Source organism: Halobacillus sp. ABR2_026, from assembly GCF_056158545.1.
On sequence record NZ_JBSWTM010000001.1, the window covers coordinates 48201 to 62457 of the forward strand.

At 48.7% G+C, this 14257-nt stretch carries 7 protein-coding genes, 9 tRNA genes and 4 rRNA genes; all 20 read left to right on the forward strand.

Annotated features, from left to right (window positions below; all coding sequences use genetic code 11):
* Positions 1-112 precede the first annotated feature (112 nt).
* The 20 genes from ACXADE_RS00245 (at position 113) to ACXADE_RS00340 (ending at position 14222) form a co-directional block, all read left to right on the forward strand.
* Positions 113-904, forward strand: coding sequence for a type III pantothenate kinase (locus ACXADE_RS00245; protein ID WP_474978565.1), 792 nt, complete (start codon positions 113-115; stop codon positions 902-904).
* 5 nt (positions 905-909) lie between these two features.
* Positions 910-1800: an Hsp33 family molecular chaperone HslO gene (hslO, locus tag ACXADE_RS00250; RefSeq protein WP_474978566.1), complete on the forward strand. Its 891-nt coding sequence runs from the start codon at positions 910-912 to the stop codon at positions 1798-1800.
* Positions 1801-1953: 153 nt separating this feature from the next.
* On the forward strand, positions 1954-2880 hold the full coding sequence (cysK, locus tag ACXADE_RS00255) for a cysteine synthase A (protein WP_474978567.1): 927 nt from the start codon (positions 1954-1956) through the stop codon (positions 2878-2880).
* Positions 2881-3003: 123 nt separating this feature from the next.
* Positions 3004-3828 (forward strand): dihydropteroate synthase, encoded by an 825-nt coding sequence (folP, locus tag ACXADE_RS00260; RefSeq protein WP_474978568.1) that lies wholly within the window; start codon positions 3004-3006, stop codon positions 3826-3828.
* 1 nt (position 3829) lies between these two features.
* Complete coding sequence (folB, locus tag ACXADE_RS00265) at positions 3830-4195, forward strand: dihydroneopterin aldolase (protein ID WP_474978569.1); 366 nt, start codon at positions 3830-3832, stop codon at positions 4193-4195.
* Positions 4192-4689 (forward strand): 2-amino-4-hydroxy-6-hydroxymethyldihydropteridine diphosphokinase, encoded by a 498-nt coding sequence (folK, locus tag ACXADE_RS00270; RefSeq protein WP_474978570.1) that lies wholly within the window; start codon positions 4192-4194, stop codon positions 4687-4689. Before folB ends, folK begins: the two co-directional genes overlap by 4 nt.
* A gap of 200 nt (positions 4690-4889) precedes the next feature.
* Positions 4890-6380, forward strand: a complete 1491-nt coding sequence (lysS, locus tag ACXADE_RS00275; RefSeq protein WP_474978571.1) for a lysine--tRNA ligase — start codon at positions 4890-4892, stop codon at positions 6378-6380.
* Positions 6381-6756: 376 nt separating this feature from the next.
* Positions 6757-8321, forward strand: a 16S ribosomal RNA gene (locus tag ACXADE_RS00280).
* A 170-nt stretch (positions 8322-8491) separates the two neighbouring features.
* A 23S ribosomal RNA gene (locus ACXADE_RS00285) occupies positions 8492-11407 on the forward strand.
* 141 nt (positions 11408-11548) lie between these two features.
* Positions 11549-11662, forward strand: a 5S ribosomal RNA gene (gene rrf, locus ACXADE_RS00290).
* Between the two features lie 25 nt (positions 11663-11687).
* Positions 11688-11763: transfer RNA gene (locus ACXADE_RS00295), tRNA-Val, on the forward strand.
* 15 nt (positions 11764-11778) lie between these two features.
* Positions 11779-11854, forward strand: a tRNA-Thr gene (locus ACXADE_RS00300).
* 30 nt (positions 11855-11884) lie between these two features.
* Positions 11885-11960, forward strand: a tRNA-Lys gene (locus ACXADE_RS00305).
* 7 nt (positions 11961-11967) lie between these two features.
* Positions 11968-12049, forward strand: a tRNA-Leu gene (locus tag ACXADE_RS00310).
* A 6-nt stretch (positions 12050-12055) separates the two neighbouring features.
* A tRNA-Gly gene (locus ACXADE_RS00315) sits at positions 12056-12130 on the forward strand.
* Positions 12131-12185: 55 nt separating this feature from the next.
* Positions 12186-12274: transfer RNA gene (locus ACXADE_RS00320), tRNA-Leu, on the forward strand.
* Between the two features lie 11 nt (positions 12275-12285).
* Positions 12286-12362, forward strand: a tRNA-Arg gene (locus ACXADE_RS00325).
* 6 nt (positions 12363-12368) lie between these two features.
* Positions 12369-12445, forward strand: a tRNA-Pro gene (locus tag ACXADE_RS00330).
* 13 nt (positions 12446-12458) lie between these two features.
* A tRNA-Ala gene (locus tag ACXADE_RS00335) sits at positions 12459-12534 on the forward strand.
* Positions 12535-12657: 123 nt separating this feature from the next.
* A 16S ribosomal RNA gene (locus ACXADE_RS00340) occupies positions 12658-14222 on the forward strand.
* The 16S, 23S and 5S rRNA genes sit together here with 9 tRNA genes alongside, the layout of an rRNA operon.
* Positions 14223-14257 lie beyond the last annotated feature (35 nt).

The following is a 14257-nucleotide window of genomic DNA, read 5'->3' on the forward strand; positions in this document are numbered from 1 at the left end:
GCACCCCACCCTATATTGGGAGGTGTGGCTTTTTCTGTGTCAGGAAAGAGCGAAAGGCAGGGGTGTTGTGATATGATGGTAGCCGAAGGAAATGACACGGGAGGCTTCATGTATGAATTTTGTCCTTGATGTGGGAAATACCAATACTGTGTTAGGTGTATTTGAAAATAATGCTTTGAAATATCAATGGAGAATAAAAACCGATCGCCATAAAACAGAAGACGAGTTCGGAATGTTGATCAAGTCACTTTTTGATCATGAAGGGCTGAGCTTTGATGATATGGATGGTGTGATAATATCTTCAGTTGTACCACCCATCATGTTTGCACTGGACCGGATGTCACGTTATTACTTTAAGAAGCAGCCAATGATCATCGGTGAAGGAATGGTAGACCACGGCTTGCCTATGAAATATCCGAACCCGAGTGAAATCGGAGCCGATCGAGTAGTGAATGCTGTGGGGGCAATTGATGAGTATCCACTGCCTTTAATTATCATAGACTTTGGCACAGCTACGACTTATTGTTATATTAATGCTGAAGGTGAGTATTTGGGAGGGGCTATAGCTCCCGGGGTTAATATCTCAATGGAAGCTCTTTATGCGAAGGCGGCTAAACTCCCTAAAATTGAAATCAAAAGTCCGGAGCATGTGATCGGTCAAAGTACCGTCGAAGCGATGCAATCAGGCGTTTACTATGGATATGTAGGTCAGGTGGATGAAGTTGTGCGTCGAATGAAAGAGACCTCCGAACAAACCCCGACCGTCATCGCTACTGGAGGACTGGCAAACCTCATTGCCGGTCAATCCAGGACGATCGATCATGTAGATCCATATTTGACGTTGAAAGGTCTTCATAAGATCTATCAAAGGAACAAAGAGAAAAAAGCATTTAAAGGAGAATGAATAGCATGTCAGATTATTTAGTACGTGCCTTAGGTTTCGACGGACAAGTCAGAGCGTATGCGGTTCAGTCAACAGAAACAGTAGAAGAGGCGAGACGCAGACAAGATACTTGGGCAACGACGTCAGCAGCACTAGGACGTACGCTGACCATCAGCGGGATGATGGGAGCTATGCTTAAAGGAGAAGATAAACTTACAGTGAAAATAGAAGGCAATGGTCCAGCCGGCGCCATAATTGCGGATGCTAATTCCAAAGGGGAAGTCCGCGGATATATTAAAAACCCCCATGTCGACTTTGAATCCAATGCACAAGGGAAGTTGGACGTTGCACGTGCTGTAGGTACCCAAGGAACATTGAGCATTGTGAAAGATTTAGGAATGAAAGATCATTTCACTGGCCAGGTACCTCTTGTGTCAGGTGAGATCAGTGAGGATTTCACCTACTACTTTGCGAATTCTGAGCAAGTGCCTTCAGCTGTTGGAGCAGGTGTGCTTGTCGACACGGATTACTCCATCCTTGCTGCCGGCGGCTTTATAATCCAAATGTTACCAGGAGCGGATGAGGAGACGACGAGCCAGATTGAAAAAAGGTTATCTGAAATGCCTGCGATTTCCTCCCTCGTACGCGATGGTAAAACACCTGAAGAGATTCTGCACACGGTACTCGGAGAAGATAACGTACGATTCCTTGATACGATGCCGCTCAAATTCCAATGTCATTGCTCACGTGAACGTGTGGAAATGGCGATTTCAAGCCTTGGTAATGATGAAATTGATCGTATGATTACGGAAGATCACGGAGCAGAAGCAAAGTGCCACTTCTGTAATGAAGACTACCAGTTCAATGTAGAAGAACTTAAAGAACTGCAATCTCAAGATACGGACTCTCCTTCATAATAAAGTCAATGACAGATAGGATAAAAAAAGGCGGAACGGACGTTTCGTCTTTTTCTCTATCATCCTTATGATTGAAATGTTTGACAATTATCATCTTATTCAGTACATTAGGTTTAAATCCTATTAAAATACTTGGTTTTGGGAGTGAGTGTGTTGAGAATCGTAAATAACGTCAGCGAATTAGTCGGTCAAACGCCATTGGTCAAATTGAACGGAAGTGCGGAAGAAGACAGTGCGGATATTTATCTTAAACTGGAATATATGAATCCAGGGAGCTCCGTGAAAGATCGTATCGCCCTCTCCATGATCGAAGAAGCTGAAAAAGATGGCAGCTTGAAAGAAGGAGATACAATCGTAGAGCCGACGAGCGGGAACACAGGAATTGGTTTAGCTATGATCGCAGCTGCTAAAGGCTACAAAGCGGTTCTTGTCATGCCTGATACCATGAGTCAGGAACGTCGCAATCTTCTTCGTGCCTATGGAGCAGAACTTGTACTAACTCCAGGAAGTGAAGGGATGAAAGGCGCCATTAAAAAGGCTGCTGAACTTCAGGAGCAGAAAGGTTATTTCATGCCTCAACAATTTAATAACGAAGCGAATCCACTCGTTCATGAAAAAACCACTGGTCCTGAGATTGTCGAGCAGATGGGAGATCAGCTGGACGCATTTATTGCTGGGATCGGAACGGGCGGCACGATTACGGGGGCCGGTAAGGTGTTAAAGGAAAAGTACCCGGACATTAAAATTTACGCCATTGAACCAGAAGAGTCTCCTGTCTTATCTGGTGGAGACCCTGGCCCTCACAAAATTCAGGGAATCGGAGCAGGATTTGTTCCTGGCATCCTGAATACGGAGATTTATGATGAAGTCGTTCAAGTAACGAAAGAAGATTCTTTCGAAGCTGCCAGAGAAGCTGCCAGAAAGGACGGAATACTAGGTGGAATTTCTTCCGGTTCTGCGATTCATGTAGCAAAACAGGTAGCTAAAAAGCTTGGTAAAGGTAAGAAAGTAGTCGCGGTCATTCCGAGTAATGGTGAGCGTTATCTATCTACACCTCTATACCAATTTGAAGAAGAATAAAATGAAAGAACTGCACCCTTCCTGGGTGCAGTTCTTTTATTTGGAGAAAAACCGGCGGTATGTGATAGAAATTTTGAAATGATGTAAGATAGGGGAAGAGAATGTTGGAAACGAGGGAGATACATGTTTACGGAATGGAAAACTTCTAAAGGAACTTATGATTTAACGAAACAAACGCTTGTTATGGGAATTCTTAATATTACGCCGGACTCTTTCTCTGATGGGGGACTTTACTTTGATCTCGACCAGGCGGTGAAACAGGCGGAGACGATGGTTGAGCAGGGGGCACACATTATTGATATCGGGGGTGAATCCACACGTCCGGGTCATGAACCTGTATCTGAGAAGGAAGAGCTCACTCGAGTCCTTCCTGTCATAAAGGCTGTAGCTGATGCAGTTGAGGTCCCGATCTCCATCGACACGTATAAATCAGGAGTAGCTGAGAAGGCCATTCAGGAAGGAGCCTCCATTATCAATGATGTATGGGGCGGGTGGAAAGACCCCGGGATTTTAGAAGTGGCAGCTGCGCATGACGTCCCGATCGTTTTAACTCATAACCGGGCGGACAGTGATTACTTGTCCTTGATGAATGATTTGAAAAAAGATCTGAAGCAACGGATAAAGGCGGCAGTAGATGCTGGTGTGAACGATCATAACATCATCCTCGACCCTGGCATTGGCTTTGCGAAAACGCAAGCTCAAAACTTAGAAGTGATGCGAAACCTTAGTGATCTGCAGGAACTCGGCTACCCCGTCCTACTCGGCACTTCCAGGAAGTCTTTTATAGGGACTGCCCTGGATCTACCCAAAGGGGAACGGATGGAAGGAACCGGAGCTACTGTTTGTTATGGGGTATCCCAGGGCGTACAAATAGTTAGGGTGCATGATGTACAACCAATCGCCCGAATGACGAGAATGATGGATGTAATGATTGGAAAGGGTGAATAAATTGGATAAAATCTATGTGAACCAAATGGAGTTCTGGGGGTATCACGGGCTCTTTCCTGAAGAGAATAAACTAGGCCAGCGTTTTTATGTAGATCTTGAACTGGAATTGGATCTTAAGCCTGCGGCTGAATCTGATGATATGATGAAATCCATCGATTACGGTGCTATATATGAAGTGACAAAAAGCATCGTAGAAGGAGAGCATCATAAGCTGGTAGAAACAGTGGCCGAAAAAATTGCAAATGGACTATTCGCTGAATTTCCTCGATTAGAGGGTGTCCTGGTGAAAGTTTATAAACCTGATCCTCCAATTCCCGGGCACTATAAGTCCGTTGCCATTGAAATCTACCGGAGACCGCACGCATGAACACGGCGTATATAGCACTAGGTTCAAACATATCCCCGCGGGAAACTTTTTTGGAGGACTCTCTATCTCTGTTGGAAGAACACGAGCAGATCCAACTCCTGAAGAAGTCTGCGGTATATGAGACAGCCCCTGTCGGATATACCGAGCAAAATGACTTCTTGAATATGGCTGTGCAGGTGGACACGACTTTCTCTCCCTTCCGATTGTTAGAGTATTGCCAGAAAATTGAGCAGGAACTGGGCAGAAAAAGAGTGATAAAGTGGGGACCGCGTACGATTGATCTTGATATCCTCCTTTACAATCAAGTGATGATGGAAGAGGAAACGCTAACGATCCCCCACCCTCATATGCATGAACGGGCTTTTGTAATGGTGCCATTAGCTGATGTGGACCCACATGCTTATCTTCCTCATTTACAACAGAAAGCAGGAGAAGTTCTAGGGCTACTTCCTTCCGAAGAAGTGAGGAGTATGAGGGAGTGGGGAAGAGTTTAATATCCTGTCTAAAAGAATCCTGTGCAAAGGGGCGAATACCTTTTCGTGGAAAATACATGCCGCCTTTGGCTTTCAATATTGACACGGTCATGGGACTTTTTTATACTAAACGATAGTTAGATGCTGCCAGTGCCTTTGCTGGCAGTTTTTGTTATTGTAACGGTAACTACCCAAAAAGACCAGGGAATGGAGTGATAGCAATGACAGAAGAACTCAATGAACATATGCGGGTGCGTCGCGATAAGATGAACACTCACCGTGACCAGGGCGTTGATCCATTCGGTGATAAATTCGACCGCACAGATTATGCTCAAGATTTAATAGAAAAGTATGATGAATATACAAAAGAGGAATTAGAAGAAAAACAGTTCCCAGCAACAATTGCCGGACGGATTATGACAAAGCGTGGAAAAGGAAAAGCAGGTTTTGCCCATATTCAGGACTTGACTGGACAAATTCAACTTTACGTCCGTAAAGATGAAATCGGAGAAGAAGCTTACGATAACTTATTCAAATCTGCGGATTTGGGAGATATCGTCGGGGTTTCAGGAGTAATGTTCAAGACAAATGTTGGAGAACTTTCCGTTAAAGCATCTGACTACCAGTTACTTACGAAGTCTCTTCGACCGCTTCCTGAAAAGTTCCACGGTCTGCAAGATGTTGAACAACGCTACCGCCAGCGTTATTTGGACCTCATAACAAACCCGGACAGCCGAGATACATTTGTTCTGCGTAGTAAAATCATTCAATCGATGCGCCGTTACTTGGACGGACTTGGTTTCTTAGAAGTAGAAACGCCTTTGATGCACGGCATCGCCGGTGGTGCTTCTGCCCGTCCTTTCATTACACACCACAATGCCCTGGATATGCAGTTGTATATGCGTATCGCGATCGAACTTCATTTAAAACGTCTAATCGTTGGTGGTTTGGAAAAAGTGTATGAGATTGGACGCGTATTCCGTAATGAAGGTATTTCTACTCGTCATAATCCTGAGTTTACAATGATTGAACTATATGAAGCATACGCAGACTACCATGACATCATGAATTTGACGGAAAATATGGTGGCCCACATTGCAAAAGAAGTTCTTGGTTCTACAAAAGTTTCCTACAATGAACAGGAAATTGATTTGGAACCTGAGTGGACCCGTCTTCATATGGTTGATGCTATTAAAGAAGAAACAGGCGTAGATTTCTGGGAGCAGATGTCTGATGAACGTGCGAAGGAACTCGCGAAAGAACATGGCATTGACATTAAAGACACGATGACTTTCGGTCATATCGTAAATGAATTCTTCGAACAGACTGTAGAAGAGAAGCTTATTCAACCTACCTTCATTTATGGGCATCCGACAGAAATTTCCCCTCTGGCGAAAAAGAACACAGAGGATGCAAGATTCACAGACCGTTTCGAATTGTTCATTGTTGGACGCGAACATGCAAATGCATTCTCTGAGTTAAATGACCCGATTGATCAAAGAGAACGGTTCGAAGCTCAGTTGAAAGAAAGAGAAGAAGGAAACGATGAAGCACATATGATGGACGATGACTTCTTGGAAGCACTTGAATACGGAATGCCTCCAACAGGTGGACTTGGAATCGGCATTGATCGTTTAGTTATGCTTCTGACAGATTCACCATCTATTCGTGACGTTTTATTGTTCCCGCAGATGAGAAACAGAGAATCTTAAGATAACAATCCCTCCGGAGAAACCCGGGGGGATTGTTTTTTAGTCCATTGAAACGATCTTATGGGGAAAGTAATAATTTGAATTATCTTTTTACAGAAAAACTATTGCGTGGTTGGAATAGCCATGGTATATTATTATTTGTCGCGTTAAGAGAGCGGCAAGCCGCAACGGCTTAACAAAATAAATCATTAAAAAGTTGTTGACGAAAACAACCGAAAATGATATATTAATTAAGTCGCTGTTTTGAAGCGGCAAACAACATTTTGATCTTTGAAAACTGAACGAACCAACCAGTACGTCAAAACATTTCTTCTTTTATAGAAGAGATTTGAAACAAAGCACATTCGGTGTGCAAATGAGCAAGTCAAACTTAACTTTTATGGAGAGTTTGATCCTGGCTCAGGACGAACGCTGGCGGCGTGCCTAATACATGCAAGTCGAGCGCGGGAAGCGAGTGGATCCCTTCGGGGTGAAGCTCGTGGAACGAGCGGCGGACGGGTGAGTAACACGTGGGCAACCTGCCTGTAAGATCGGAATAACCCCGGGAAACCGGGGCTAATGCCGGGTAATACTTTCTTTCGCATGAAGGGAAGTTGAAAGATGGCTTCTTGCTATCACTTACAGATGGGCCCGCGGCGCATTAGCTAGTTGGTGAGGTAACGGCTCACCAAGGCGACGATGCGTAGCCGACCTGAGAGGGTGATCGGCCACACTGGGACTGAGACACGGCCCAGACTCCTACGGGAGGCAGCAGTAGGGAATCTTCCGCAATGGACGAAAGTCTGACGGAGCAACGCCGCGTGAACGATGAAGGTCTTCGGATCGTAAAGTTCTGTTGTTAGGGAAGAACAAGTACCGTGCGAATAGAGCGGTACCTTGACGGTACCTAACGAGGAAGCCCCGGCTAACTACGTGCCAGCAGCCGCGGTAATACGTAGGGGGCAAGCGTTGTCCGGAATTATTGGGCGTAAAGCGCGCGCAGGCGGTTCCTTAAGTCTGATGTGAAAGCCCACGGCTCAACCGTGGAGGGTCATTGGAAACTGGGGAACTTGAGGACAGAAGAGGAGAGTGGAATTCCACGTGTAGCGGTGAAATGCGTAGATATGTGGAGGAACACCAGTGGCGAAGGCGACTCTCTGGTCTGTTTCTGACGCTGAGGTGCGAAAGCGTGGGTAGCAAACAGGATTAGATACCCTGGTAGTCCACGCCGTAAACGATGAGTGCTAGGTGTTAGGGGGCTTCCACCCCTTAGTGCTGAAGTTAACGCATTAAGCACTCCGCCTGGGGAGTACGGCCGCAAGGCTGAAACTCAAAGGAATTGACGGGGGCCCGCACAAGCGGTGGAGCATGTGGTTTAATTCGAAGCAACGCGAAGAACCTTACCAGGTCTTGACATCCTTGGACCTCCCTAGAGATAGGGATTTCCCTTCGGGGACCAAGTGACAGGTGGTGCATGGTTGTCGTCAGCTCGTGTCGTGAGATGTTGGGTTAAGTCCCGCAACGAGCGCAACCCCTAATCTTAGTTGCCAGCATTCAGTTGGGCACTCTAAGGTGACTGCCGGTGACAAACCGGAGGAAGGCGGGGATGACGTCAAATCATCATGCCCCTTATGACCTGGGCTACACACGTGCTACAATGGATGGTACAAAGGGCAGCGAAGCCGCGAGGTGTAGCAAATCCCATAAAACCATTCTCAGTTCGGATTGCAGGCTGCAACTCGCCTGCATGAAGCCGGAATCGCTAGTAATCGCGGATCAGCATGCCGCGGTGAATACGTTCCCGGGCCTTGTACACACCGCCCGTCACACCACGAGAGTTGGCAACACCCGAAGTCGGTGAGGTAACCTTTTTGGAGCCAGCCGCCGAAGGTGGGGCCAATGATTGGGGTGAAGTCGTAACAAGGTAGCCGTATCGGAAGGTGCGGCTGGATCACCTCCTTTCTAAGGATATTACGGAAACGTACTGTGTTGGTTGTTCAGTTTTGAGAGATCAAAGAATCTTTCAACTTGTGAACCTTGAAAACTGGATAAGGAATCATTGTTTCATCTAACGATGAGGCAATTGATGACAAGACATCTAATTGAAATTGTAAACGTCTTTTCACGAAGATAGTTAAGTGAATAAGGGCGCACGGTGGATGCCTTGGTACTAGGAGCCGATGAAGGACGGGACTAACACCGATATGCTCCGGCGAGCCGTAAGTAGGCTTTGACCCGGAGATTTCCGAATGGGGAAACCCGCTGTTCGTAATGGGACAGCATCCTATACTGAATCCATAGGTATAGGAAGGCACACCCGGGGAACTGAAACATCTAAGTACCCGGAGGAAGAGAAAGCAAATGCGATTTCCCAAGTAGCGGCGAGCGAAACGGAATCAGCCCAAACCAGAAAGCTTGCTTTCTGGGGTTGTAGGACACTCCATTGGAGTTACCAAAGAGAAAGATAGATGAATCGATCTGGAACGATCAGCCAGAGCAGGTAACAGCCCTGTAGTCGAAATCTTTCTCTCTCCGGAGTGGATCCTGAGTACGGCGGAACACGAGGAATTCCGTCGGAATCCGGGAGGACCATCTCCCAAGGCTAAATACTCCCTAGTGACCGATAGTGAACCAGTACCGTGAGGGAAAGGTGAAAAGCACCCCGGAAGGGGAGTGAAAGAGAACCTGAAACCGTGTGCCTACAAGTAGTCGGAGCCCGTTAATGGGTGACGGCGTGCCTTTTGTAGAATGAACCGGCGAGTTACGACCGTATGCGAGGTTAAGCAGCAGAAGCGGAGCCGCAGCGAAAGCGAGTCTGAATAGGGCGAGTGAGTATGCGGTCGTAGACCCGAAACCGTGTGATCTACCCATGTCCAGGGTGAAGGTCAGGTAACACTGACTGGAGGCCCGAACCCACGTAAGTTGAAAATTACGGGGATGAGGTGTGGGTAGGGGTGAAATGCCAATCGAACACGGAGATAGCTGGTTCTCTCCGAAATAGCTTTAGGGCTAGCCTCAGAATAGAAAGTCATGGAGGTAGAGCACTGATTGGACGAGGGGCCCCTATCGGGTTACCGAATTCAGTCAAACTCCGAATGCCATCGACTTTGTTCTGGGAGTCAGACCGTGGGTGATAAGGTTCATGGTCGAGAGGGAAACAGCCCAGACCGCCAGCTAAGGTCCCAAAGTGTGTGTTAAGTGGAAAAGGATGTGGAGTTGCTTAGACAACCAGGATGTTGGCTTAGAAGCAGCCATCATTCAAAGAGTGCGTAATAGCTCACTGGTCGAGTGACTCTGCGCCGAAAATGTACCGGGGCTAAACACACCACCGAAGCTGCGGATTGATCTTATGATCAGTGGTAGGAGAGCGTTCTAAGGGCCGTGAAGTCAGACCGTAAGGACTGGTGGAGCGCTTAGAAGTGAGAATGCCGGTATGAGTAGCGAAAAAAGAGTGAGAATCTCTTTCACCGAATGCCTAAGGTTTCCTGAGGAAGGCTCGTCCTCTCAGGGTTAGTCGGGACCTAAGCCGAGGCCGAAAGGCGTAGGCGATGGACAACAGGTTGATATTCCTGTACCACCTCCTTTCCGTTTGAACGACGGGGGGACGCAGGAGGATAAGGAGAGCGCGCCACTGGATGTGCGCGTCCAAGCAGTGAGACGGTCGGATAGGCAAATCCGTCCGGCAACGTTGAGCTGTGATGGGGAGGGAAATATAGTACCGAAGCTCCTGAGTTCACACTGCCAAGAAAATCCTCTAGTGAGGAAAGAGGTGCCCGTACCGCAAACCGACACAGGTAGGCGAGGAGAGGATCCTAAGGTGAGCGGGAGAACTCTCGTTAAGGAACTCGGCAAAATGACCCCGTAACTTCGGGAGAAGGGGTGCTCCTCTGCCGAGGAGCCGCAGTGAAAAGGCCCAAGCGACTGTTTACCAAAAACACAGGTCTCTGCGAAGCCGTAAGGCGAAGTATAGGGGCTGACACCTGCCCGGTGCTGGAAGGTTAAGGGGATGCGTTAGCTTATGCGAAGCGTTGAACCGAAGCCCCAGTAAACGGCGGCCGTAACTATAACGGTCCTAAGGTAGCGAAATTCCTTGTCGGGTAAGTTCCGACCCGCACGAAAGGTGCAACGACTTGGGCACTGTCTCAACGAGAGACCCGGTGAAATTATACTATGTGTGAAGATGCACATTACCCGCGACAGGACGGAAAGACCCCGTGGAGCTTTACTGTAGCCTGATATTGAATGTTGGTACAGCTTGTACAGGATAGGTAGGAGCCTTAGAAGCCGGAGCGCTAGCTTCGGTGGAGGCGCTGGTGGGATACTACCCTGGCTGTACGGACATTCTAACCCAGGACCGTGATCCGGTCCGGAGACAGTGTCAGGTGGGCAGTTTGACTGGGGCGGTCGCCTCCCAAAAGGTAACGGAGGCGCCCAAAGGTTCCCTCAGAATGGTTGGAAATCATTCGCAGAGTGTAAAGGCACAAGGGAGCTTGACTGCGAGACCTACAAGTCGAGCAGGGACGAAAGTCGGGCTTAGTGATCCGGCGGTTCCGCATGGAAGGGCCGTCGCTCAACGGATAAAAGCTACCCCGGGGATAACAGGCTTATCTCCCCCAAGAGTCCACATCGACGGGGAGGTTTGGCACCTCGATGTCGGCTCATCGCATCCTGGGGCTGTAGTCGGTCCCAAGGGTTGGGCTGTTCGCCCATTAAAGCGGTACGCGAGCTGGGTTCAGAACGTCGTGAGACAGTTCGGTCCCTATCCGTCGTGGGCGTTGGAAATTTGAAAGGAGCTGTCCTTAGTACGAGAGGACCGGGATGGACACACCGCTGGTGTACCAGTTGTTCCGCCAGGAGCATCGCTGGGTAGCTACGTGTGGTCGGGATAAGTGCTGAAAGCATCTAAGCATGAAGCCCCCCTTGAGATGAGATTTCCCTTTGCTTTAAGCAAATAAGATCCCTCAGAGACGATGAGGTTGATAGGTCCGAGGTGGAAGCGTGGTGACACGTGGAGCTGACGGATACTAATGGATCGATGACTTATCTATCGAAATGATAGTGTTCGTGAAAAGCGTTTCTTCAAAAAGATGTTTCCTTATCCAGTTTTGAGGGTTTTCAAAAAAACTTGAAATTAACCCTTGAAATTTTGCTCAAAGGACAATATAATATATCTTGTCCTTGAAAAAAGGTTTGGTGGTGAAGGCGAAGAGGTCACACCTGTTCCCATGCCGAACACAGCAGTTAAGCTCTTCAGCGCCGATGGTAGTCGGGTTTACCCCCGTGAGAGTAGGACGCTGCCAAGCCTTGATCTTAATTTCATATTAATCCGGAGGATTAGCTCAGCTGGGAGAGCACTTGCCTTACAAGCAAGGGGTCGCAGGTTCGAACCCTGCATCCTCCACCATTTCTTATCAAGTTAGCCGGCCTAGCTCAACTGGCAGAGCAACTGATTTGTAATCAGTAGGTTGGGGGTTCAAGTCCTCTGGCCGGCACCATTAGTTGCCGTCGCTGACTGATATTGATATGAGCCATTAGCTCAGCTGGTAGAGCATCTGACTTTTAATCAGAGGGTCGAAGGTTCGAATCCTTCATGGCTCACCATTCATTTGCGGGTGTGGTGGAATTGGCAGACACGCTAGATTTAGGATCTAGTGCTTCACGGCGTGGGGGTTCAAGTCCCTCCACCCGCACTTTATGCGGAAGTAGTTCAGTGGTAGAACACCACCTTGCCAAGGTGGGGGTCGCGGGTTCGAATCCCGTCTTCCGCTCCAAATTACAACCAAGCTACTTAATATTAACACCAACGTTTAACATAAAACTTGCCAGGCCGGGGTGGCGGAATTGGCAGACGCACAGGACTTAAAATCCTGCGGTGGGTTTCCACCGTGCCGGTTCGAGTCCGGCCCTCGGCACCATAAACAAATATGCGCCCGTAGCTCAATTGGATAGAGCGTCTGACTACGGATCAGAAGGTTAGGGGTTCGACTCCTCTCGGGCGCGCCATTATAACGGGAAGTAGCTCAGCTTGGTAGAGCACTTGGTTTGGGACCAAGGGGTCGCAGGTTCGAATCCTGTCTTCCCGACCATCCCTAAAATAATGGGGCCTTAGCTCAGCTGGGAGAGCGCCTGCTTTGCACGCAGGAGGTCAGCGGTTCGATCCCGCTAGGCTCCACCAATTATCTTTATTTGATCTTTGAAAACTGAACGAACCAACCAGTACGTCAAAACATTTCTTCTTTATAGAAGAGATTTGAAACAAAGCACATTCGGTGTGCAAATGAGCAAGTCAAACTTAACTTTTATGGAGAGTTTGATCCTGGCTCAGGACGAACGCTGGCGGCGTGCCTAATACATGCAAGTCGAGCGCGGGAAGCGAGTGGATCCCTTCGGGGTGAAGCTCGTGGAACGAGCGGCGGACGGGTGAGTAACACGTGGGCAACCTGCCTGTAAGATCGGAATAACCCCGGGAAACCGGGGCTAATGCCGGGTAATACTTTCTTTCGCATGAAGGAAAGTTGAAAGATGGCTTCTCGCTATCACTTACAGATGGGCCCGCGGCGCATTAGCTAGTTGGTGAGGTAACGGCTCACCAAGGCGACGATGCGTAGCCGACCTGAGAGGGTGATCGGCCACACTGGGACTGAGACACGGCCCAGACTCCTACGGGAGGCAGCAGTAGGGAATCTTCCGCAATGGACGAAAGTCTGACGGAGCAACGCCGCGTGAACGATGAAGGTCTTCGGATCGTAAAGTTCTGTTGTTAGGGAAGAACAAGTACCGTGCGAATAGAGCGGTACCTTGACGGTACCTAACGAGGAAGCCCCGGCTAACTACGTGCCAGCAGCCGCGGTAATACGTAGGGGGCAAGCGTTGTCCGGAATTATTGGGCGTAAAGCGCGCGCAGGCGGTTCCTTAAGTCTGATGTGAAAGCCCACGGCTCAACCGTGGAGGGTCATTGGAAACTGGGGAACTTGAGGACAGAAGAGGAGAGTGGAATTCCACGTGTAGCGGTGAAATGCGTAGATATGTGGAGGAACACCAGTGGCGAAGGCGACTCTCTGGTCTGTTTCTGACGCTGAGGTGCGAAAGCGTGGGTAGCAAACAGGATTAGATACCCTGGTAGTCCACGCCGTAAACGATGAGTGCTAGGTGTTAGGGGGCTTCCACCCCTTAGTGCTGAAGTTAACGCATTAAGCACTCCGCCTGGGGAGTACGGCCGCAAGGCTGAAACTCAAAGGAATTGACGGGGGCCCGCACAAGCGGTGGAGCATGTGGTTTAATTCGAAGCAACGCGAAGAACCTTACCAGGTCTTGACATCCTTGGACCTCCCTAGAGATAGGGATTTCCCTTCGGGGACCAAGTGACAGGTGGTGCATGGTTGTCGTCAGCTCGTGTCGTGAGATGTTGGGTTAAGTCCCGCAACGAGCGCAACCCCTAATCTTAGTTGCCAGCATTCAGTTGGGCACTCTAAGGTGACTGCCGGTGACAAACCGGAGGAAGGCGGGGATGACGTCAAATCATCATGCCCCTTATGACCTGGGCTACACACGTGCTACAATGGATGGTACAAAGGGCAGCGAAGCCGCGAGGTGTAGCAAATCCCATAAAACCATTCTCAGTTCGGATTGCAGGCTGCAACTCGCCTGCATGAAGCCGGAATCGCTAGTAATCGCGGATCAGCATGCCGCGGTGAATACGTTCCCGGGCCTTGTACACACCGCCCGTCACACCACGAGAGTTGGCAACACCCGAAGTCGGTGAGGTAACCTTTTTGGAGCCAGCCGCCGAAGGTGGGGCCAATGATTGGGGTGAAGTCGTAACAAGGTAGCCGTATCGGAAGGTGCGGCTGGATCACCTCCTTTCTAAGGATATTACGGAAACGTACTGTGTTGGTTGT

Bases quoted from the DNA above. Each gene is read 5' to 3' on its own strand.
- folP (WP_474978568.1), top strand. From the start codon at position 3,004: ATGTTTACGGAATGGAAAACTTCTAAAGGAACTTATGATTTAACGAAA.
- ACXADE_RS00245 (WP_474978565.1), top strand. From the start codon at position 113: ATGAATTTTGTCCTTGATGTGGGAAATACCAATACTGTGTTAGGTGTA.
- lysS (WP_474978571.1), top strand. From the start codon at position 4,890: ATGACAGAAGAACTCAATGAACATATGCGGGTGCGTCGCGATAAGATG.
- hslO (WP_474978566.1), top strand. From the start codon at position 910: ATGTCAGATTATTTAGTACGTGCCTTAGGTTTCGACGGACAAGTCAGA.
- folK (WP_474978570.1), top strand. From the start codon at position 4,192: ATGAACACGGCGTATATAGCACTAGGTTCAAACATATCCCCGCGGGAA.